We start from the raw sequence: 24,324 nt of genomic DNA, 5'->3' as shown, positions 1-24,324 counted from the left end.
ATCATTAAACACGCCAAGCTTCTGTTCCATTCTTCGTAAAGTGGAAATTCATCGCTGTCCCATCCTGCTTCTTCAGTTGCTCTATCACTCGCAATCTTCTCACGGGGTCAACCATAAACATCATGAAGCCGCCGCCGCCGGCCCCGGATACCTTCCCCGCGTAGGCTCCGGCTTCAATCGCAATATCATAGACATGATCGATATGCGAATTTGATATAGATGAAGCCATGCGCTTCTTTGCTTCCCAAGACTTTCCGAGATACTTGGCAAAGGTGAGAATATCGCCTTTAAGGACAGCTTCCTTCATGATTAGTGCATCGGCTTTTAGCTCATGCATAGCATCCAACGATTTCTGATTTTTACTTTCTGCGCTCTTCACTTGCTCATCGATAATCTTGGCGGATTCTCGAGACGCCCCTGTGTAATATAGAACAATCGAATGCTCGAGTTCGTTCAAGATCCAATTTTTCACACGCAACGGATTCACAACGACTCGATCATTATCATAGAACTCGATGAAGTTAACTCCGCCGAATGTAGCCGCATACTGATCTTGGCGGCCGCCGCTTAAACCTACGTCAATGCGCTCGATTTGGTAAGCGAGCTGCGCCATATCATACTCGCCTAGTGGAAGGCTCAGCCACTCCGAGAAGGCCTGGAGGATAGCAACCACCATCGTTGAAGACGATCCTAACCCTGAACCAGCAGGGGCATCGGAATAAGTCGTCATCTTGAAAGACAGCGGCTCCTTAAGGTCATAGTCACGAACAATTCGGTTATAGACGCCCTTATGAAGGTCAAGCTTGCCGTTCAATTCCATCTCGGTGATAGACTCACTCTCAACGTACTCGCCGCGGTCAGCCGCATAGAATGATATTCGATTGTCGTCTGTCACTTCAATCGTGCAATAGGCATACATATCTATGGTAGCATTGAGAACGTACCCGCCGAACTCATTGCAATAAGGGGATACATCCGTCCCTCCGCCAGCTAAACCCAGACGCAATGGAGCCTTTGACCTAATAATCATGAAGTGACCTCCATACGCAAGTCCTCTTGAATAGCCTCTATCACGCTTGTTTTTGTAAAATGCTTCTGCACATAACGTATTGCCCTCTGAGCAATAATCGGGAGCATCTCCAGATTGTTATAGAGCTCGATTACCTCACTCGCGAATTCATTCGAGCTATCCGCCTCGATCAAGCAGCCCTGAATATCCTTCAGTCCTTCGGATCCAACAGTGGTAGTAACAATAGGGCAGCCATTAAACATGGCCTCAACGACCTTGCCCTTCACACCCGCGCCGTAGCGCAATGGAACGACAACCAGACGGCATTCTCTATAATATCGTGCCAATTCTTCATCGCTCACAAAGCCCGTAACGATTAAGGAACTGGATTGAAGATCTCTGATCTCATCCGGAGGATTAGATCCTACGACATACAGCTTCATATCCGGATATCGAGCTCGGATCTTCGGGAAGACAGTATCCGTGAACCATAGAACCGCATCCACATTAGGCTTATGCCCGAATCCCCCGACGAATAGCAAATCTCTTCTATTGCTAAAGTCCTGAGCATCTAACAGTTCTACCTCAACTGAATCATAGATATAGGCAGGAATCGCTCTTGCCTTAACCGTCGGAAATAGCTTGTTGATCTCGTCAACCTCTACTTGAGATGGATAATAAGAGACATCAGATTTCGCCATCAACTCGAACTCAATCTTCTTCCACTCTTCGGAGGATTGAAGTAGAGCCGCGTTCCCAGTCAGTTGATATTCCCGCAATTCTCTTAAGAAGTGCAAATCATGTCCGTAATAAATAACTTTTGAGTTTGAATACTTCCGAATTTTATCGATGTACTTAATGGAGATGTGTGGCCGATTGAGATAAGTGACATCAATATATTTGCCGTTTAGCTCAAGCCATTCGTCAATATGCTTCGCATGCCAATTGCCATACAGAACCTCGATACCCATCTGCTGCAGCATCGATGTATAGGGCTCTTGGCGATAGAAGTTATCGCCGATGAACTTCACATTAAAGCCCATGTTAATAAACAGCTTTAAATACTGAAACACCGTTCGGCTCCCGGCATCCTTATCAACGTTCGGCACATAATGATCCACTACCAGCATCGTTCTATGCGCCCTGCTTCGATCCCTGGCTTGGAATACGTGCTGGGCGTTGCCGAACTGCTGTTGCAGCTCCGTTCTCCACTTATCAATGAACTTCTGTCTGTTCTGAATCTGATAGCTCTTAATTCCCGCCCCGGTGTCGGTTCCATGAGATATTCCTTCGAAGTGGACGACTATGGATTGAGGCTGAAGTGCCACTTTGTAACCGTGTTTCCTCACCTCAAAGGCTAGGTCAGAATCTTCGAAATAAGCAGGAACATATCGCTCATCGAACCCGCCAATCTCCTTCCAGAGCTCTGTACGAATCATGATTGCGGCGCCGGAGATATAGTCGACTTCCTTAACATAGTTATATTGGGGCAGCTCTGGGTCATCCAGACGCCCATAGTTCCATCCGGATGCGTCGTTCCAAATAATCCCTCCAGCTTCTTGCAAGCGGCCATCAGGATAAACAAGCTTAGAGCCAACCATACCGATAGACTCATCGTTTTCAACAAGCGTCAACAATGAAGATAACCAGTTAGCCTGTACATTCGTATCATTGTTCAGGAAGAAGATATACTTGCCATTCGCATATTGAGCCGCATTGTTGCAATTCAGAAGAAATCCCCTATTGGTTCCATCGCGAATGACCGTGATATTCTCAACAATGTCTCCGATCTTGATCGTATCATCCGTAGACATATCGTCAGCGACAATAATCTCGTATTCAATTCCGTTCGTGTGCTCGAGAATGGAAGCCAAGCACCCATACGTATAATGCCATTGATTGTAAACAGGGATAATGATGGATACATCCGGCTTGGCAACTTTAGGGAAAATCAGTCTCCTTGAGGTATCGACATGGTGCTTAACTTCAATTTCCTGCGAAGGTGCCCCCGACTGCCTCCCCAGATAGTTCTCTACTCGATTCTCGAGTAATCCGCTGCGTTCCGTTTTTAAGTAAAATAAAAATTTCTTGATGTTTGATCCATTCAAGTTCCGCGCGATTTTGCCCGGCTCAGTCAGCGCTACTTTAAGCATTCGTGCAAACAGCTTTCTTTTACTGTTAGCAGGCACAACGGCATCCCTTAATTTATAGTACCGTTTTAACGCCTTCCATCCGCCTGAAGCCAGAATATTGTTTAGCTTGCGCTCTTGTTCCAGAAGCATCTCGATATGGCCATTCAAGTTGTGGATTTGGGTATCCTTCTGAGATAACTGCTCTTGAATTTGAAATTCATGATGAGCAAGTCTCTCTTGAATCATGGCAATTTGATCATTGCTCTTCTGATTCTCTGCACTTAGTTCAATCTGAGTTTGTTTGCCTTCCTCGATCAATAGATTCTTCGCCGATATTTCATTCTCAAGGCGTTCAATCATCAGTATCAAATCATTTAAGCGATTCTTTTCTTTCAATTCCTCTGATAGAATTTCTTTTGTCTGTGAAAGCTCTCGTATTATTTCATCCTTATGTTCATCGTTAAGGCTCTTCTTATCTTTCAACTCTTCCGCAAGTATTTCTTTCGTACGCAAGAGTTCCTGTACTAATTCATTCTTAAATGCAATCTCCTGAGCATTCGTCTGCAATTGGTTGCGAGATCGCTCGATTTGTTCATCAAGCTTCTTTAGATGAGCATTGCGCTCTTCCACTTCGCTCTGAAGCGATAGTATTCTATCAACTAGCTTCTGGTACTGAACCTCTGGGTTCGTCATCACAGAATGGATCTGGATATTATCCAAGGGCTGTGCCGAACATATAGCAACTATATATTTGCCCTCATTAAGAGTAGTCTCGGCGCCGTCTAATAAGCGGTAGCCGGCATTACTGGCCCCTGTCCCGACAACAGATACGACTTCATTCTTCTGATAATAGAACTCTACATGGGGGAAATGGGAATTCAGAAACAAAAAAAATTCATGCTTGTAGAACTCTTTCACATGAAATGGATTGTGGTGCTTTGGCATATCTGTATACCAATGCTTGTCCGGCGTAGACATGATAAGCATCCCGTCTTGTTTAAGCACGCGCTTGATTTCTAACAGAAACTTGGTTTGCGTAGCCTCATCTACATGCTCAATGGTCTCGAACGACACAACAATGTCAATCGACTGATCCTCTATACCTTCAAGGCAATCTACTGAACCTTGTCTAAATTTAAGATTGTCTGCTCTATACTTAAGCTGAGCCTCTGCAATCGTCTCAGAGCTCAGGTCAATTCCATATACTTGGGCTGCCAACCTAGACAGCATGTACGATCCATAACCCTCTCCACAAGCGGCATCAAGCACCACTTTGCCCCGAACAAGCGGTTCAACCGATAGATAACGTTGCTTATGTTCAATTTCCAATTGCTTATCGGTCTCGTTCGGAATGAACCTCTCCCCGGTAAAATGCATTGAACTGACCACCTTATTGAAGTTGATTGAATTCTACATTGTCGAGTACAAGCAGCCCTTGAAGCGCATCTCGGCGAGTAGACATTACCTGAAATACAAACGCATCGTGAACCCAGCTATGCTGAACGTGATCCTCTAACGTTCCCGATGCAACCGCTGGCGAGATGGTGTAGGTCCCCTTGTTCAACTGAGGAAGTTGAAATGCAAAGCTGTAACTCACCGTTTGATGCGACTTAACATCGTCTATGTCAGCGTCGATCACGACATTGTTGCATTCCGCAATAATATTGCCAAGTCGATCCTTAATGCTGAACCCGACAAGAGGATTCTCTATATTCTCATGCGAGACTAGTTTGATAATGAGCTTAACTGCTTGTCCAGGGAAGAACAGCGCAGACTTCTCATTCGTGATTCCATCAAGCATCGTAATACCAGTTATGCGTGCTTTGTTATCTCCAAGTACATCCAAGTTAGCCGGGAGATCATCCACTTCGTCCTGGGATATTGAAGTGTCGGGTACTGCTTGAGCCTGTAAGGCTTCGGACTTTGTAATCTTGGAACCCATCATATAAGCTTGATACTGTTTGGCCAGTTCGCGCGGAGATCCATCCTCTATCATTGCGCCTTCATTAATCCATATGGCCCGGTCACAATAATTTGTTATGGTCGCCATGTCGTGGGACACAAAGAGCACGGTTTTATTCTGTTTAAACTCTTCTATTTTACGGAAGCATTTCTGCTGAAACCGTATGTCTCCTACGCTTAAGGCTTCGTCAATAATTAGAATTTCCGGATCCACATTGATTGCGACAGCGAAGGCTAACCGGACAAACATTCCGCTTGAATAGATCTTGACCGGCTGGTGGACGAAGTCGCCGATATCTGCAAAGGAGAGAATATCATCTAGCTTCTCGTCCATCTTCTCTTTCGAAAATCCTCTAATCGTACCATTCAAATATATATTCTCGATTCCTGTATACTCCGGGTTAAATCCCGCTCCTAATTCAAGCAAGGCAGAGATCGAGCCATCTACTTTCAAAGAGCCGCTAGTTGGCGTCAGAACTCCAGTAATCATCTTTAGCAATGTTGATTTGCCAGACCCGTTCTTTCCTATTATGCCAACGGTTTCGTTCTTGGCTATCGAGAAGCTCACATCATTGACGGCATAAAATTCTTTATGATACTTTCGGCCGAATGGATTGATCGCCTCTTTCAATCGATCAACAGGTTTATCATAGAGTTTGTATACCTTTGTGATTCGATTCAGCGATATTGCGGTTTGGTCGCTCATTTCCCTAACTCCTTACAGAACGTCTGCGAAATGTGGCCGCAGTTTCTTGAAGATAAATGTACCCGCCGCAAGCAGCAATACTGTCGCAAACCAGAAATTAAGGGTCAGCATGGGATGCTCCCAGAACCACTTATGATAGATGAATGTATCTCTATATCCTTCAACCAAGTAGTAGGCAGGGTTTAATTTTAACCACCAGCGATAGCGTTCCGGAACTATATCTAATGAATAGAAGATCGGAGTTAACCAGAACCCGAACTGAATTAACATGGCTATGAACTGACCAATATCCTTAAGAAAGATGACTAGCGAAGAGGTAATCCATGAAACCCCTAGTGTAAATAAAAAAATGCAGGCCAAGTAATAGAACGTCTGCAAGTAATAGAGTGTGGGATTGTATCCATAGACAAGGAACATGAAAATCAAAAATAGGATAAAGAATAAGTGAACGAATAACGCGGAGTAGATCTTCACAATCGGTAAAATGCTAACTCGAAAGACCACTTTCTTCACGAGATAGGCATTGTCAATAATCGCATTAGTTCCCGATTGAATGCTATCCGAGATCATAAACCACGGAATCATCGCTGAAGCAAGCCAAAGTATAAAGGGGATGTTATCGACTGGCATGCTTTTAAATCCAACTTGGAAGACAAACCAAAATATCACTATCTGAATGGTAGGCTGCACGAAACCCCATACAACCCCAAGGAATGAACCTAAATATTTTGTTTTAAAATCCTTCTTGGCTAAATCAAGGATGAAGTTCTGCTTTGATATGAAATCTTTGATAAAATGTGACACCATAGCTGAAAATGCTCCTCGCGTTGCTCAAAAATGGGCTTAACGATCCTAGACTTAATATTACTATTGTTCGACAAATCTGGCTATATGGATCCAAGAATTTACAAACTCCCACTTACCGCAACTCATACCCTCCACGTACCAGAACAATCAAATCGCTCTTCGAATTTGGATCAGCCTGAATACCGCGGCCGCCGCGAGGGAACAATATCAGATGATTGTTGCCGACTGGCTTGCCCGGCGCGATATCGACTCCATCTGTCATGTCAGACAATCCATTAGCATCTTCACTGTATGCAATTGCCTTGCCCGTGCGTACGATCAATTCTCCGCCATCTTGCACGATAATCTTCTGTCCGAATGGCACAGTGACAACGGCGAGACTCGATGATGAAGTGCCTCCCGAGACTCCTCCTGGCTTGGTGGCTTCCGCTATCTTCTGATCGACATAACTCTTCGTGACGATCGGGTCGGAGCTGCTGCCTGGAGTTCCAGAAGATCCATCAGCCAAAGCAGACTGATACCAGCCAATACCTCCGACGATTCCTGCTGCCGCTACAACTGCAGTGAGAAATTTAAACTTGGTGCGCATTCTATTATCTCCTCTCTCATATCACATTAGAGTTGCTTGAATCACTTGCGACATTGGTCTGAAGAACGGGAGCTCCTAATTGATGCCTTTTCCCATCCCAGTAGAACGAGTGCATACTTAACTTTTTGCGTAACCACAATGGAATTAAGCGATAAGCAAGTCCCATCCGATAGCCGACATATTTCGCCCCAGCTTCTGCGAACCACCTTGGAATCAAATATCCATATCCATCGTGTATCAGCATGCCAAGTTGTTGTCTGATTAACTTGATGCCTTCCTTCTCAGCGGTGGCATATTGTAATATCCAATCATTCATTCGAAGGAAAACGCCAATGTCGAAGTTGCGCTGGAACTGCTTGCGCAAAGTATAATTGTGAGAGTGAAGAACCTCTGCCTTCGGATTGTATACGATCGTGAGTCCTTCTAGAATGCACTTCGCTGCAAACAACATGTCTTCGTTCATGATAGTCGTCTCGGGGAAGCCTCCAACTTGCTGGAACAGATCGGAGCGGATTGCCGAGCAAACATTCGAGAAGAAGAAGAGCTTAATGCCCCGCTCAGGTAAATCCTTCATTGATTTGAACATAGCCTGCTGCGGATAGTTAATCTCACGCGTCATCCGTTCGAGTGCATTCGCATCCGTACGGGCTTCTTGTCTGCCATATACCGCAGCTACCTGCGAATCGTTGAGAGGTTTGAGCAACTCTTCCACAAATCGGTCATTCATCGGCTGGGCATCTTGGGTCATGAAGACTAACACATCGCCTGTCGCATGCTTGGCAGCAAGGTTCCGTGTTCCTCCATGATCAAATTGCTCTCTAGCAATCTGAATAACTCGCGCACCGCAATCAGCCGCAAGTGAAGCGGTCATATCCGTCGATTGTGAATCAACAATAACAATCTCATGGGGAGGTTTGGTTTGATTTCGCAATTGAACAAACAATTCAGGAAGATAAGCCTCCGCATTCAAAGTCGGTATGATAACGGATGCACGCAATGGCTCTCTCCCCTTTCATATGTTTCAGTTCATTATATCAACATTCATATTGAACGTCCCTCTAGGGCTGAACATTCCCTATCTTTGTCAGAGCGTCCTCCGAGAGTACGAATGGTCTCACTATCGTAATCGCCTTCGGAACCTTCTTCAACTCGTTGGACTTCTCAGTATATGCATCCGCAATAGCCTTAATTGCATCCGCCTGCTTCTGCTTGTTCTCCTCGTCGCCAACTTCGCTGTATTGCGTCCACAATTGATATCGAGTCTGGATCGCTTCTTCATAGAACGTGACATCAAATGGTGCGTTTGCAATAGCTTCGTCGATAAGCCTCGCCTCTTCGTCCGTCTTACGCTCTAGTTCAGCAAGCGAGATCTCCAATCTTGGCGTTATACGGAAGTGAGGCTCTGCCTTCTTAAGTTCATCGATGTATTGGTGCGCCAGCGTCGAATACTGTTGATCATTCGTTTGTTGGTACGCAGTCAGATAATAGTTAATTAACTGTCCATAGATAAATGGATGATCCGATACCTTCTTCAGACCATTAGTCAAGGGTTCCACTAACTCCTCGAGCGGCTTCTGCTGAGATGCCCATGTGGCGCTCTTGTACAAATTCGAATTCGCCGAGAAGGAGTTACTTATAACTACAATCAGATAGATCAGCAATACGCCCCACACCGCCGCAGTGCCCCCTCGGATCCGGAAGTGCACCGCCAGCTTTTGCTCATTCAGAATGGGCTCTCGATGCTGCCCGGCAAGCACGCCAAGACAGAAGAATACCAGAAGCCCAAAGAACAGATACGACATCTCAAAATCAATCAGGCTATGCAACAACACGCTAATAGGAATCAGCGCATAAAGAACGGTGTTCTCTCGATCATCAAGCCGATTCTTAAAGTACCGGAATAAGTAGGAGGCGATCAGCGCAATGATGCCTCCACCGATGATCACAATGCCAATCAAGCCCGTATCAAGCAACAACTCAAACAAATAGCTGTGCGGTTGAGCACTAAGGTACGGATACATTTGGTACGTATCGTACAGCGCTTCCCAGGTCCCTCCGCCACCGCCTATGATCGGATGCAGCTTCCACATCTTGATGGAATCTTTGTAGAATACAAACCGTTCTAGAACACTATGGGTATTGAGCGTCAAATTGCCAATTCTCGCTTCTAACTGTGCTGGCAAGAGCGAATTCAGCCAACCTGCTTTAAGTACAGCGGCACCGACAATAGAGACAATCACGAGTACGAATGGAATGAGCAACCTTCCGAATCGCTTCTGTGTTGCCTCAGTCATAGTTCGTCTATCGAACCGTTCAGCGACATATACGAATGCGGTCATCACCAGAGCAGCGATCAGCAGTCGAATCCATCCGCCGATCGACGTGCTCGCGAAGAAGCCGACAGTTGATACCGGCTGACCAGCCGCCATCTGCTGCTGAATTCGGTTATATACGTCAATGCCTCGATCAGCGAGATCCGATTGAATCGCAAGACTGATGAGTAGCGCAAGAACGAAATAGACGAGTAACCAAACCTGTCTCCTCATCCCTACCAGCAAGAGAGCAATAATTGCAACGATAGGCAGCATCAGCATAGCGCCCCGCGACAATGTCAGCAGAAGCGACGTAACGATCGGCACAAGCATGAACCCATACAACAGCTTGACATTTCGCGATACGTCCCTTGTCATCTCAAACAGAGCGATTAACAACAGCGTCAGCAAGAATGCAGCATAAGCATTCGCATAGGTGAAGACAGAAGTTAATCGTACGCCATCTCCGAAGGATAATGCATCCAATAAGTATTTGTTACCCAGCAGATAGGAGAAACTAACAATTACAAGAATGCTGCCAATGCCGAAGTAGAGGCGAATGATCCATTGAAGCAGCCTGGGCTGATCGGCGATTAGAATTCCTAGTATAAAGAATGCATAGAGCGTTAGTGACGAGTAGAATGTATTGCGCGCAAGGTAAGCCGATTCTGCATGCCACGTACCGATCATGTACATAATTGGAAGGATCAAACCGGCAATTGCAAGCAAGTGTCTCCTCTCCAGCGCTTCCTTCCGCGCAAACTTTACAATAGCAAGAACGAACGCCGGGAAAGCGAACAGAACACCGTAGTACAGTTTCTTCTCGAAGTAGAATTGACTCATGCTATGCAAGCCTGCTCCGTTAAAGAACCCGTATTGGAATGGCCACGTTATGCTGAACAGTGCCAACAGAGCAAATATGGCCCACCCCCACGCAGGAATAGTCTGCGCTGCATTCACTTTCTTACTCTTCACTTGCTGCTTTGCCTTCAACCTCTTTGTCCTCCTCAATAAGCCCCGCTGCCCTTAACAACCGTCGGAATCGTTTTTAAGAGAATCTTGAACTCAAGTGCTAAGCTCCACCGTTCTATATATTGAATATCCAGGTCGACTCTCTCGTCGAAAGTCACATCACTGCGTCCGCTCACTTGCCAAAGCCCCGTCATCCCCGGTCTCACGTCTAACCTTCGCCAGTGAACGTCGGTATATTGATTCGCTTCTTCCGGTTCTGGAGGACGAGGTCCGATTAGACTCATATCTCCGACGATGACATTGATTAACTGCGGCAGCTCATCAAGGGAGTACTTCCGTAGGAACGTCCCGATTGGCGTAATTCGGGGATCACGTTTGAGCTTAAAGGCAGGACCTTCCATCTCATGCTTCTCTAACAGTTCTTGCTTCAACTCTTCTGCGTTCTGCACCATGGAGCGGAACTTATACATCATGAATGGAAGACCATTCTTACCAAGCCGCTTCTGCTTATATATAACCGGCCCCTTCGAAGTCGTCTTAATTGCAATTATCAAGGCAAATAATACCGGTGACAGAACAATTAGAGCGAGAAGCGAGAGCACAATATCCATCATCCGCTTGGTTAACAGGTTGATCCCCCTAAGCGGCGTCTTCACCACCTGCATGCTCGGGAAGTTGAAGTCGTGTCTATATTCGTAGATAGAACTAAGGTGGTCGAATTGCTCCGGAACGATGCGGATGTCGAGTTGATATTTATTAAGCCGTTGAAGCAACGGATTAATAACCTCACGAGCCGATGGTATCGTAATGTAGACAATATCCGCTTTCTCATGCTGAATTATTTGTTCCAGCTCATCCACTCTGCCAATTATGTTGCTTCCGCTCTCTTTATCATCGAGAAATCCCACAAACCTGGCACCATAGAAGTTGTACTTCCGCATCTGAGCCAGCAGTGACTTGCCAATTCTACCTGCGCCAACGATAAGAATGTTCTCTTGAATCACTCCCGTCGACTTGAGTCTCATCAGCAGCCAGTTTCGCAAATAACGGGTTGCTGCCGTCTCGACAATAACTAGAATTGTGAACAGAATGAGCATCACGCGAGAGTAGTGCATCGTGTTCTTCATCAAGAACGTGATCCCTATCGTGATTAAGAAACTTGTCCCTGTCGCAGTAATCACTGACACAATCTCGTCGGATAGATTGCTCTCTTTGTCCAAGCGATAGAACCGTTTCTGGTAGAGATGAATTAGAAGTATTCCTATGAAACATATGAAATATAGAGAATAATCATCTATGACCGGTATTTGCGAGCCCCATGTTGAGAGATTCGAGAGTGTCGCCTCTGGATAATTGGGAAGGATCTTGTAGATGAATAGAATGACATAGGTCACAAGATATAAGATCAACTCTAATGCAACAAGGGCATACTGCACCCATTTGATCTGTGTGTCACTTCTTGCTTTTTCCTTGACGAGTTGTTCCAGCATAGTCATATTAGGCTCTTGCAGAGTAGGCCCTATTGGCGCTTCCAGGTTCATCAGCCTGCCCCTTTGATTCATAAGTTTGTCCCTATTATAGCATACGAAAGTAAATCATTGTCGAATAACAAAGACGCCAGAACTATACAGTTCCGGCGTCGTTATCGAATCTTAAGGATTGAAATAGTTCCAAACCATCTGCTTGGATGCAATCAGCATCTTGTAGCCATTGAACTCATGGTAGACGTTGAGCGTGAATTTGTCATCGTCTTCAATCTGATTCAGAATGTCCGGGTCTTCGAATACAATGGTCTTTGTCTTGCCCTGGCCTACTTCGAGTTCTTCTTCACCATCTTCAGCATTATCGAGTACGAACGTTTTGGTATAGGTCGCACCAATCAGATCATCATTCACGAATTCTAGCACCAATTTATGATCATCCGCGATTTGCTCCACGTTCGTCTCAGCCGCTAGGTCATAATCGAACTGGAACCTTATTCCGTCATTCAAGAAGTCACCCGCCCCACTAAGAGAGACATTCTTCGTCGCATAAATCTTGCTCATCGACAAATTGTAATTCAGGAATGGAATATCTACTAAATCGTTCTTCGGCGCGCTAGCAGCTTTATAGATTCGGTATTTAACTGGCTTGGCCACAGAACCGCTGTTGGCCGCTGCACCGCCCGCATCGCCGTTCTCGCCGCCTCCGCTGCTTCCGCTCGTAATTTGCTGTCCAACGACATACTCAACGAAGTCATTCGTGAAGCTCTTCGGCACTTGTGTCCAACCGCTCAGCAGCACGCTTCCGTCTGGGTAGACCGTATCCTTGAATTCCGAGAACTGCAGCGGAATCGTCGCCCCTTTGGAGTTAGTGATATATCCTCCGAGCTGTACGGGAGTTACAGACCGCTTCTCATTATTCTGATAAGTGAATTCGGTATAGAACAAGTCGTATTTATCGAGTTCATACAGTGCTGATTGGTTTAGCTTAACCCTAGCTTGTTGGCCGATATTCGGAATATAATACGTATCGCTTCCATCCTCATAGAGCGGTATCGGCGTGGTTTGTGTCCCGCTGAAATGATATAGCGTCTTGTACGCATCAGAATCCGCTACCTTCTCAGTCACATCGAATTGGATGTTATTCAACGTATTCACATAATCTGTTTGAGCTTGTACTACATAGTTGTAACTCTCTCCCGGGCCAACCTGTGCAATTTGATCCAATACCTTCGTCTGCGTTGACGTTACCGGCACCTTCACGCCATTAATCGTGAATGCACCGCTCAGATCAAGAATGGGCTGCGCTTTCGTTGAACGGTTAACGACCTGTAGGTCGGCCAGCATCACATCACTATTGCTGATCGAGCTGCGCAGGACATTCTGGAGCCTGATCTCAAAGTCCTTGTAATTGAACGACCCTGTAAGAGTCTGCGTGCTCTGAACCTGTGTTACCTTGTTCGGAATCTGGAATGCACCGATAGGTAGATTAAGATTATTCTCGGCATCCTTAATTGACATGACAAGCGATAGACCGCTCTTCACCGTACCAGCCGGAACAGTACCGTAAAGGGATATGAGCTTCCTCTCACCAGGCTGTACCGCAACCTTGTCTAAACTGCCCCCATCCACGTCAAATACCGCTCCGTTATCTGTCTGGAGATGGAATTGCGCTTGGGAAAGGTTAATCTGCTTGTACCCTTTGTTCTCCACGAGGTAACTCAATGTAATGTATTCATTCTCGCCATCGCTAGAGATGACATAGGATTTGATTGCGTCTTTAATGACCGTATTGTTGTATATGACATCCTTAGGCATGAACACCGCTGTCTTCTCTGAGTATCCTGCTGGATACTTTATCGTGCCTAGACTGCGTTCATATCCGCTAACGGAGAAGTCCCACTTCACGACAGTGAATAGGAGATCCGTGAGCTTCGTTTCTTTGTCCACCGTGGAGTAGTATGTAATATTCACCGACGAATTAGCCGTCACTTTGGTAATCGACTTATCGGCATTGCTGACTTTGAGACTGAATACTTTCCCCGACGCTGATTTGACTTTGATCCAATAATCGGTGAGATCCAGATCTGAATTCCCGTTATTCGTTACCGTCACCGTAAAAGCCAGTACCTTGCCTTGATCCTGAGTTAGAAACTGAGCTGATTGAAGTTTAAGTGAACCGCCTGTACCAAGCGCAACAGACAGCTTAGGAGCTGTTACCGTTGCTGCTGAAGCCGTGCTAATACCTTGATTGAAAATAACCGTACTTTGACCGATCAGCATGGCCGCAACGGCAGTTGCTGCGACAATCTTGGCTGCCTTTGATACCAACCTAACCCCTCCTCCATAGTCCCTGTTACCATATTCACTTCTTGATATTAAAGTCAGATTAATTTGATCTGAACTTCTGCTAAATATTAGACAGAGGATGGTGGCAAAAGGTTTCGTTAATAGAATAAAAAAAAGGATGGGCTTTCGCCCATCCTTTCTTTGTTATAACTGACTATTACTTGACGTTAACCGTTACTACGAATACGTTGCTATCCAGAACGATAGTCAGCGTAGCCGTGCCGTCATCAATAGCAGTCGGATTGGAGTTGCTTTGAGTAACGATGCTCGTGTTGGAGGAAGCAAGTGCGTCAGCCGCAGCGATTTGCTTAGCAACGCCGTATTGGTCATAACCAACGATTGCGCCATCTTTCCAACCACCTGCAGCCGTACCGAACAGAGCTTCGTTCAGGTCAGTGCCAATCGTTACAGACAAGCTGCTCTTCTTCTGAACGTACTTGGTCAGGTTGCTCTCGGAGTCAACGACTTTCACTGCAATCGTAGCAATCTTCGCAGAGTCTACGAATACGTCAACGTTTTGCGTACCAGTCTTAGTCGTTCCAGCAAGCGTACCAATGTTCAGACCGGAGTATACCAAGGAAGTAGAATCAGTGCCGTTGTAGGTAATGGAAGCAACCGAGTTCGTCTGAGCCGAAGCAGAAGTACCTACCTCGTAAATCTTGTTGCCAGCCGTATCCTTTGCGTATACTTTGACATCAACGTTAGTCTCGCCGAGCTTCTTGTCAGCAGCTGCGATGTCGCCATAGATGTCCAGCGTTACGGAAGTAGGCTCAACGATGTAACCAGCGAAAGCGCCAGCCTTAACTGCAGAAGCAGCGATCGAAGCTTTCTTGCCGCCCGTTGCAACCGATACAGTTGCACCAGCAGTGTCCGTGCCGGAAACCGGTGCGAACGTAACTTCAGCTACGCCATCAACGAACGCGCCAGCGGAAACGCTGAACGGCGTACCCGACTTGTTGATCGTGACAGTCAGAGCGTCAAGAGCGTCTTCATTCAGGCCCGTTCCCGTATACGTTTCGCCGTATTGGTCAAGTGCCGTCACTTTAACAACTTCAGTGATACCGGAGTTCAGAACTTGTTTAACAGACGTCTTGTCGATCTTCAGGCTCGTCAGTTCAGCCGTCTTCTTAACAGTTACAGTGAACGGCTTGGAGATCTTAACATCGTTGAATTCAGCCGTTACGATAATCGTAGCCGTGCCTGCAGCGATACCCGTTACATTGCCCGTGAACGAGTCAACAGATGCAACAGCAGGGTTCTGCGAACGGTAGGACCAAGTTACGCCCAGTACATCGCCGTTTTGGTCTTTTGCTTCAACCGTAAGTGGGATGTTGTCGCCTACATACAGGGTAGAAACAGCTTCAGAAGCGTCGAGCGAGATATTGGAGATTTCAACCGGCTTGAGGAGCGAATCCACAACCGTGATGATCGTGTTGCCCGTCTCCATCGTCTTGTCGTCGTCATAAGTCAGCGTTACGTTGACAACGGAATATTCAGCAGCGTCGTTCGGAATGCCGTCATCAATAGCTTCCAAGCTAGTGTTGACAACTGCTTCGTTGGAGGAAGCAACTTCCAGAGCAACAGCCAGGTCAAAGTCAGGCGTGATGTCGTTGCCAGCAGCGTCCTTGATCACTACTTCAACGTCATTGCCTTCAGCGACAGTCGTTGCAGCGAAGCCGATAGAAGCAGGAGCTACAGCCGTGTACGTGAAGTCAGCCGAAGCCTTATCCAGGATGATAGCTGCGTCAACTGCGGAAGCAACGCCATTTACCGTTACAGTGTAAGCTTCTTCTTCAGAGAGAGCGTCAGCAAGCTTAACCGTAGCAACGTTCTTGTTAACGGATACGGACTCGACAGCCTTGATCGTGTACTCGTCGTCCTTCAGGGAGACGATAACGTCAGCAGCGTCGATCTCAGCAACGTCTTGGGTGAAGGACAGTTCAACAGCCTTGGAGTTGATAGCTTTAGCAGCCGTCAGCTCAAGAGCGTCGAAGCCTTCCAGACCCAGAACCGTACCAAGCTTCTTGCCTTGGCCTTCAACAACCGTGTTCAGAGCCGTTACGATAACGGAATAAGTGCTGCCGCGCGTAGCTGCTGCAGAGAAATCCGTGCCTTCCGGAAGGAGGCCCTTCTCTACTGCCAGCGTCGGAACGTTAGCGTAGTTGTCGCCCAGCGTGTCTACGCCCAGAGCGCGAAGAACAACAGCTGCGAATTGTTGGTTCGTGATGTTAGTGCCCCAGCCGAACGAAGTCGGGGAGTTACCTTCGATCAGCTTCTCTTCTTGAGCCCAAGAGAGGAAGCCGTCGTAGTAACCAGCAGGAACGTCAGCGAACGTGTGCGTCTTAGCATGCGCTTGAGCTGCAGCTTCTTTGCCGAACAGGCGGGAAAGGAGGACTGCAACGTCTTGGCGCTTCCAGTTAGCGTCGGCCATCAGGTCACCGTTCTGGTCACCTTTAACGATGCCGAGGTCTTTCAGGTATGTTCCAGCGTCAGCCGGAGTGGATGGGGTTGCTGCGGAAGCCATGGAAGCGAACACGCCGAATACCATGACGATCGCGAGCAGAAGAGATAAACTTTTCTTCATAACCTTTTTTTCTCCTCCTTGAAAAGGAATCTGTAGTTTTGCATGTTTAGATGATTGGTAGCTCGAATCTCTCATCTGTGTGTCACCCCCTTTCCGGAGTAGAGCGTTGTCTATAATTGATGTCTACGGTCATGTTCTGATAGGAAACATGTCGCAGAAACTTGTAAACAAGCGAAAATAAGCCGGCAATATATGCCATCTAGGTTATTATACACGGGCTCTTACCGACCGTAAAGAGTTTTTCCCCTAAACGGTAGAGTTCGAGACTTCTGTCTCTCTCCTCAAAAGCCGCATGATGTTAGACGCAACGCGTTCAAAAAAGTTGCGACTTTAGCGAGTTTCTTCAAATCTTTTTTTAAATCTTTTTCTGTCGAGACGTGCCGATGCTTGTCGCACCGTTTATGTAGCGGATGCTGCGGGTCTTGCTCGTTCTTGCTTGTCTAGCGGGCCTTGCTTCCTCTCTTGCTTCATCAGTATATCTCACGCAGCTTCGGCGCGTCATTGCCAAATTAATTCCATTCGACCCATCTTCGGCTAAAGGGAAGAGACAGAATCGGCCTAGCGATTCTGTCTCTCTAGCCAAGCAATTAACTCAACGTCTTCGGGAAGATATCCGTGCTCTTCTTGAGCAGCTCCACCGCGATCTTGCCGGCTTCGGCTCGCGTCATGTTCGCCTTCGGATTGAAGCTGTACAGCGGCTTCTTCTCCCCGGCTTGGCTGCCCGCGGATCCCGTCATGATCTTCGCCTTGTTGACGGCTTCTACCGCCGGACGGGCATAATACTGGATCGTGCCCGAGTCGACGAACGACTTGGCGAGACTCGCCTCGAGCTTCGAATCGTTCGCCGACATCTTCAGCTTCAGAGCCCGAGCGATCATGACCGCGGCGTCCTGTCTCGTAATCGGCAGGCTTGGCCCGAAGAAGCCCTCTTCGAGGCCCGTGACAATACCCGCACGAGCCGCCGTCTCGATGTAGCGATAATCCCACGTCGTCGTGCTGGCGCCCGCCGTATCGAAGAACGTCACATTGTCTTCGTCATAGTTCAGCGGAAGGTTGAGGCCCTTCACGAGCAGCGTCGCGAATTCGCCTCGGCTCGTCGTGTCGTTCGCGCCGAACTCGCCGGTCCGCGCATTCTTCATGATCCCCTTCGCATACAGGCCGTTCAGAATATTGCGCGCCCACGTGTGGCCCGTGACATCGACGAAGCCTCTGCTCATCTTCATAACCTTGTAATAGCCGAAGTCGTCGAACGGAACGGTGATCGTGTGCTTCTTCGTGTCCACCTCGCCGCCAATGTTCTCCCACTTGCCTTGGTCCGTATAGCGGAACACCGTAATCATGTAATCCACGTCGTCCACGACGCTCGCATTGTAAGTAAGCGTAAGCTCGCCGCGGTTCGTCGGCACAATCTTGCGCTCCGGTTCAAAGTGAGTGAAGTCGCCCTGCGCCACGTTGCCCGGCGCGCCCTCTACCATCGCGCTCTCGATGGAGTGAGGAGGCAGGCCGTTCGTAGCCGGCTTATAGCCGGGATCGTCAATGTTCTTCAGCTCGCCTGCGCCGCCGCTAATCCAATAGACCGGCGAGACCAGCGTGAAGTTCGAGGTGTTCTCGTTGTTCTGGTACTTCACGCGGTCGAAGTCGTTGAGCGCGATCTGGATCGCGCCCCGATCGGTCCGCGAATCTGTGTCGTTCGTGCCGATGATCTGGCCGTAATCGTTCTTGCGTTCGACCACGCCCGTCTCCGGGTCCGCGATGCCGAACAGTATCTGCGTATCCGGATACAGCTTCGTAATCTTGTCCGCGTTCAAGTTCGGATTCGCCGTCTTGAGCACCGTCCCCTTCGGGAACGTCAGCGACAGCTGCTTGTTGAACACATCGAACTTGGTGGACATCTCCTTCATGAACTCGCTGTACACCTGAACGGTGGAAGCATAGAACACCGTCACCGTGGTCTGTGTCGTCGATCCGCCGCGAATGATCTCGATGTCGATATCCGTTGCCTTGTCCGCCTTCAGCCCTACGTAATCGTAGGTGAAGCGATCCGTCAGGTCCGTCCGCTTCGTCGCGCCAACGCCGTCAATCAGGACATCCGTCGCGCCTTCCGCTTCAATATCGAAGTGAACGAAGTTCTTGTTCACGACGATCTGATCGCCGACGGTCGCCGCCGGGGCGAGAATCCGGAATGCGGACACTTCGCGCACGATATCCAGCGTCTGAGAGGATGCGGCGCCGGAGTTGTTGATCAGCTCAAGCGTATAGACGAGGGAGCCCGGCGCCGTATGCGGCATGCTCTCCAGCCTCAGAATGAACTGCTCTTGGTCGCCGGAGAATTGATAGGCCCGCGTCTCGCCGGTGGTCGGGTCCATGAATGTACCGTTAGTCACGAGTGTGCTCACGCTTGAGATCGGAAGATCCAAGAGCACATCCGAGCCTTGCTTAAGCTTCAGGAAGGACGCGCCGTAGCCGCGGATGACCAGGTCGTAGCTCTGGTCGCCCGTGGTGAGCTGGTTCGCTCCCGTCGGCGTGAACTTGACCGATGGCGCGAAGATCGCCGCCAGCTCCGATTCGGAATAATCGCTCACATCCGCCTCGTCGAAGTCGGGGCCGCCCGGGAGCACCGGCAAGAAGCGGTCGATCTTCGGAACGTTAGTGTCGATCAAGTAGATCTTGACTTCTTTGACGACTTCCTGGCTAACGCCCGTCGCGGCAACCGTATTGACGCCTTTGAAAATCAATCGGTTCTCGCCGAACACCAGCGGGCCGCTAAGTCCGACATCGAGCGTCAGGTTGAACGGGCTCGTCATCAGGTTCGATAGATAGTTCGATTGCGTCGAATCGAACGGTCCCGTCTTGATCTCTTCGCCGTTAATGAAGAACTGCGCTCCGCTCAGATTGCTGAAGCCCATGTATTGGCCGCTGATCGTAATCTCATTGTTCTGGCGGGAATCGAACTCGAGCGACTGCCCGTCGTACAGGTTGGCCAGATAAATGTAGCTCTTCTGCACATATGCGATCTGCGCCTTGTAGACGGCCGACGAGCTGTTCAGCTTGAACTGCACGCTCTGCTGGCCGTTCAGGAAGTTGCTGATTCGATACACGCGCTGTGTCGTCGAGATGTTCGCCGGCTGGGCGACATTATTGGCAATTGTAAGCGAGTTCGTGCTGATCGGCAGATAGGATCCCGCCAGAACATCCGATGCGGTCAGCGCCGACGGAGACTCGACCATCACATAGAACGTCGAATCCGTCACTTCCGCTCCCTTCAGCGGCTCCTTCGCCAGATCGGCGATGTCGCCGGGCGCGCTCTCCTTGAAGTCCGGGAGGTACCACATGTTCGAGATGATCTTCTCGCCGGGCAGGTAGTTGAACTTGCCTCTGAAGATCGCGTTGAATGTTCCGTAGGTCACTTCCAGCTTCACGTTCTGGACCTTGTCCGAACTGGTGCCGTTGGCGGAGGTCAGCGTGAACGCCCCTTCCGGAAGCGTGAAGCGAACGAGCTTGTACAGCGGATTGCCGTCAGGTCCCGGGATGTCGGTCTCCGAGTCGCCGGCAGTCGCTTGGAACGCGACCGTCGACGATGTTCCGCTGTCGTTGATCTCGTACGTCGCAGTGCCGTCGAACGAAGCGTTCGACGCGTTCGCCGGAACGAGCATTCTCACCACAAGACCGGCATCTACGCCTACTGCGTTCGCACCATCCGTAATCGAAGGGACATTGCCTCCGGAGACCTTATACGGCTCATAGTTGCCGCCCGACAGCACCCATACTTCGGTGAACGGCTGCAGCGGATCGAAGTAGTACAATTCCCGCTTAATATTAATCGTATTCGAGCCGTTCGTGATGCTCATATCGAGCGTATTCAGACCCGGGTTGAGCGACAGTCCCGGCGAGAAGAACGTGCCGTCCTCCAGCACGGAAGCCAGCAGCGGCGATCCGCCGTTGACGCTCAGCGTCACCTTGTTCGCATTCTTCGCCACGCCTTGGAGCATCACGGTGCCGACGGAGACGACCGCCTGCACGCCTTCGTTAATGTCCAGCTGCGTGGCGCCCGCGTGAGCGGTCAAGCTCTGCAGATAAGGCACTTGGTCGTACAGCACGTAGAACACGTCCGAACGCTGCATCGAGCCTTGAAGAGCGGTGAACGTAATCCGGTTCATACCGCCGAACAGCGCCAGGTTGCTCGCTGTGAAGCGATTCGTCGAGCCGTTGTCCGCTTGCACGACGCCGGTCGTGAAGCGAGCCGGGTCGGGGGACCACGTGCCGTCGCTGCTATTCAAGTTCAGCAGATCGATGCGTACGCTCATCGTGTCCGCTTGAATGTTCGAGAACGCGCCTTGAATCGTCAATTCGTCGTTGCTCGTCACATAGGCATTCGCGCGCGTAAGATGAGGTACCGACGTATCCGATGCCGGCCGATCGATCGTCAATAGAGACGTCGACCGGAGCGTCGTATTGTCCGGAATGAAGTAGGTCGCATTGGACGCGGCGCTTGCCTGCTTAAGCTGTCCAAGCGGAACCAGCGTCACCACTAGAACAATAGCAAGGAATGCAGAAAGTATTTTTCTCACTAAGAAGCCTCCTTCTGTATGTTTAGAGTCTAAAGACCCTAATTCGCGGATGCGGCAAGATATTCCATTAGACGTCATAAATCTATGAAAGTTGCTCTCTGATGTTATCGGATTCTATCAACGAATGATGAAGCGCGGAAATGAAAAAAAGACCCGATCTCCCACATCGGAACGCTCCGAGATGGAAGATTGAGTCTTAGGTCTTAGATATAACGATTCATTCAAAAGATGAGTTACTTGGACCGCGTATTCGCTTGCTGCCTCAAGAGCAGCCGATTGATGAAGTCGATGACCGGCCGCTTCGTCTTGTCCACGATGCCGATGACTTCCGCGCCGATCTGCAGCAGGAACAGCAGGACGCAGATAACGATGAACGTCACCCAGTTGCCCATGCCCGAGCTCGACGCCACCGATTGAATGACGGCGCAGGCGCCGAAGAACGCCGCGATGCCGTAGATGATGAGAACGGTCTTGCGATGGCTGAAGCCGAGCTGCTGCAGACGGTGATGCAAGTGTCCTTTGTCCGGAGCGAAGATCGGCTTCTTCTGCACCCAGCGCCGCACGATGGCGAAGAACGTGTCCGACAGCGGCACCCCGATGATGAGGATTGGCGTCACGAACGATACGACGGTAATCTGCTTGAACCCGAGCATCGACAGCATCGCCAGCGAGAAGCCGAGGAAGAGCGAGCCCGAGTCGCCCATGAAGATCTTCGCCGGATGGAAGTTGTAGTGCAGGAACCCCATCACGCCGCCGAGCAGCACTGCCGCCAGCAGAATAACCGAGCTCTGGCCCATCAGCGCTGACATGACGAGAATCGTCGCGATCGCGATGCCGGATACCCCTGCCGCCAATCCGTCCAAGCCGTCGATTAGGTTAATCGCGTTCGTGACGCCGACGATCCAGATGATCGTCAGCGGAATGCCCAGCCAATCGCCCATCGGCTGCATGGCGGATCCGAACGGAATGTTCACGAGATTAATCTGAATATCAAAGCCGAAGACGACGATGCAAGCGGCGGCAATCTGAACGAGAAACTTCAGCTTCGCATTCAGTTGGAATCTGTCGTCCAGAGCCCCGAGAAGCACGATCATCGTGCCGCCGACCAACAGAGCCCGAATGAGGCTCTCGTCATGGTCGCTCAGGAAGCTGTCCGGCAGCCATGGCATAAAGCACAGAATCGTTACGGTAAAAGCAGCGTAAATGGCAAGCCCGCCCATGCGCGGCATAATGCGCGTGTGCACCTTGCGGTGATCCGGCACGTCCATGGCGCCAATCTTGATAGCAAAACTCTTGACGAGCGGAGTCAGCGCTAGCGCTATAGCAAGCGCCGTTACAAAACCGGCAATTCCGACTCCAACCAACCAGCCTGTCGACATCTTCAACTCCCCTTTGTGTGTACACCGGAATGAATTATAATCCGGGCGCACAGCTTTAACAAGGCACCCTGCCCGCCGAATTCCGGCGAATTTGCGCTGATAAGTTCATTTTCATGAAACTTTCATGCTGCTTTATCTTGTTTTCAGAACGTTATCTCCGTCTTTGACGACTTTGAGCGCGAATTTAGGAAGTACCAACATTCTCTTGTACCGCTTCGGCTCCTGCAGAAGCCTATACAGCCATTCCAGCCCGAGCTTGCGGAAGGCCGCCGGCGCCCGCTTGAGCTTGCCGGAGATAACGTCGAAGCTGCCGCCTACGCCCATCATGACCGGCACGCCGAGCTCCTGCTCGTACTTCGCGAGCCATGGCTCCTGATTCGCGACCGAGCGGGCGACGAACAGCAGGTCGGGATTCGCCCGGCGGATCTCCGCGATCACTTCTAGGTCTTCTTCATCTGTGAAAAAGCCGTTGCGCTTCCCGGCGAACCGGACGCCCGGATACTGCCGCTTCAGGTTCGCTTCCGCGGCGTCAAGGATCTCCTGCGTCGTGCCGAGCAGATAGACGCTCCAGCCCCGCTTGTCCCCTTCCCGCATGAGCTCCTGCATGAGATCGAAGCCCGCGACGCGTTCGGCGACCGGCTGCTTCACGTGCCGGGCCGCCCATACGACCCCCGCGCCGTCCGGCACGACGAGGTCGGCCGTCTCCAGAATCGTCTGATACCGCGAATCCTCCTGCGCCGCCATCAGCATGATCGGGTTGCCGGTCACGATGCGCTGCGGCTTCCGCTCTTCAATCGCGCGGATCAAATAGTCCACCGTCTCCCGCATGTTCATCTTGGAGAAGGGCACGCCATATATGGAGACGGTAGGATACGGCCTAAAGTTGCTGTCTGCTGACAAAAAAAGTCACCTTCTATCTCGATTGGCTAGAAATAGCGCGATTGATCAAGAATTCAACGATGCGTTCGGCCGGTCGGACGGCTTCGGCCTTGAGCCGATGGATGGCGTCTGCCTTGGCCGCGCGCCATTGTCCTGGATGGTCGAGCAGGCTCGCGGCGCGCTCCGCGAACGCTTCCGGATCGAGCGCCTCGGTCGTGCCGATCGGCTGTTCGCCGAGACGGCCGAGGAACTGGTCGATCTTCGGGTCGTACGACAACCCGAGCAGCGGCACCTCGCGGTTCGCGGCATAGATGAGCGAGTGCAGCCGCATCCCGAACATCAGCGCGCAGCGATCGACTTCGCGCAGCATCGCCTGCGGCGCCTCGTGCGCCGGAGCCAGCTCCGCCTGCGCGCCGAGGCGCCCGAGCCGTTCCATCACGTACCGCGAAGCGTCTTCGTCGCTTCCGTGATGGAACGGCAGCATCCGCAGCCGGACGCTTCGCCGTCCGGCCAGCGCCGCCAGCGCGGCGGCCGCGCGGTCGAGGTCCGCGCGGTCGCCGCGCCAGAACCGCACGGACACGCCGACGATCGGCGG

General features: G+C 49.9%; 14 protein-coding genes. All 14 read right to left on the bottom strand.

Annotated elements, in window-relative coordinates; genetic code table 11:
• Positions 1-4: 4 nt before the first annotated feature.
• On the bottom strand, positions 5-1,030 hold the full coding sequence (locus H4Q31_RS15895; RefSeq protein ID WP_185180040.1) for a GHMP family kinase ATP-binding protein: 1,026 nt from the start codon (positions 1,028-1,030) through the stop codon (positions 5-7).
• Entirely contained in the window at positions 1,027-4,518 is a 3,492-nt protein-coding gene (locus tag H4Q31_RS15890) for a glycosyltransferase (protein WP_185180039.1), read from the bottom strand. Before H4Q31_RS15890 ends, H4Q31_RS15895 begins: the two co-directional genes overlap by 4 nt.
• A 13-nt stretch (positions 4,519-4,531) precedes the next feature.
• The gene (locus tag H4Q31_RS15885) at positions 4,532-5,809 is read right to left on the bottom strand and encodes an ABC transporter ATP-binding protein (RefSeq protein WP_185180038.1); all 1,278 of its coding nucleotides are present in this window, start codon (positions 5,807-5,809) and stop codon (positions 4,532-4,534) included.
• A gap of 12 nt (positions 5,810-5,821) precedes the next feature.
• On the bottom strand, positions 5,822-6,616 hold the full coding sequence (locus H4Q31_RS15880) for an ABC transporter permease (RefSeq protein ID WP_185180037.1): 795 nt from the start codon (positions 6,614-6,616) through the stop codon (positions 5,822-5,824).
• 112 nt (positions 6,617-6,728) lie between these two features.
• A complete protein-coding gene (locus H4Q31_RS15875) occupies positions 6,729-7,205 on the bottom strand; it encodes a hypothetical protein (protein WP_185180036.1) in 477 nt (158 codons plus the stop codon).
• A 16-nt stretch (positions 7,206-7,221) separates the two neighbouring features.
• On the bottom strand, positions 7,222-8,202 hold the full coding sequence (locus H4Q31_RS15870; RefSeq protein ID WP_185180035.1) for a glycosyltransferase family 2 protein: 981 nt from the start codon (positions 8,200-8,202) through the stop codon (positions 7,222-7,224).
• Between the two features lie 61 nt (positions 8,203-8,263).
• The gene (locus H4Q31_RS15865) at positions 8,264-10,510 is read right to left on the bottom strand and encodes an O-antigen ligase family protein (protein ID WP_185180034.1); all 2,247 of its coding nucleotides are present in this window, start codon (positions 10,508-10,510) and stop codon (positions 8,264-8,266) included.
• Positions 10,511-10,524: 14 nt separating this feature from the next.
• Positions 10,525-12,030, bottom strand: coding sequence for a sugar transferase (locus H4Q31_RS15860; protein WP_185180033.1), 1,506 nt, complete (start codon positions 12,028-12,030; stop codon positions 10,525-10,527).
• 111 nt (positions 12,031-12,141) lie between these two features.
• Positions 12,142-14,301 carry a hypothetical protein gene (locus H4Q31_RS15855; RefSeq protein ID WP_185180032.1) on the bottom strand — a complete coding sequence of 720 codons (2,160 nt, stop codon included), beginning with the start codon at positions 14,299-14,301 and terminating at the stop codon, positions 12,142-12,144.
• Positions 14,302-14,476: 175 nt separating this feature from the next.
• On the bottom strand, positions 14,477-16,978 hold the full coding sequence (locus tag H4Q31_RS15850; protein WP_185180031.1) for an Ig-like domain-containing protein: 2,502 nt from the start codon (positions 16,976-16,978) through the stop codon (positions 14,477-14,479).
• Positions 16,979-17,490: 512 nt separating this feature from the next.
• Positions 17,491-21,471, bottom strand: a complete 3,981-nt coding sequence (locus H4Q31_RS21815) for an S-layer homology domain-containing protein (protein WP_185180030.1) — start codon at positions 21,469-21,471, stop codon at positions 17,491-17,493.
• 233 nt (positions 21,472-21,704) lie between these two features.
• Positions 21,705-22,835, bottom strand: a complete 1,131-nt coding sequence (locus H4Q31_RS15840; protein ID WP_185180064.1) for a glycosyltransferase family 4 protein — start codon at positions 22,833-22,835, stop codon at positions 21,705-21,707.
• Positions 22,836-22,982: 147 nt separating this feature from the next.
• Positions 22,983-23,750: a WecB/TagA/CpsF family glycosyltransferase gene (locus H4Q31_RS15835; RefSeq protein WP_512698815.1), complete on the bottom strand. Its 768-nt coding sequence runs from the start codon at positions 23,748-23,750 to the stop codon at positions 22,983-22,985.
• A gap of 13 nt (positions 23,751-23,763) precedes the next feature.
• Positions 23,764-24,324: polysaccharide pyruvyl transferase family protein (locus H4Q31_RS15830; protein WP_185180029.1), on the bottom strand; the 561-nt coding region annotated here is incomplete at its 5' end.

This window comes from Cohnella lubricantis (genome assembly GCF_014212015.1).
In the GTDB taxonomy this organism is placed as follows: domain Bacteria; phylum Bacillota; class Bacilli; order Paenibacillales; family Paenibacillaceae; genus Cohnella; species Cohnella lubricantis.
This window is presented reverse-complemented; position numbering and strand designations above follow the sequence as displayed.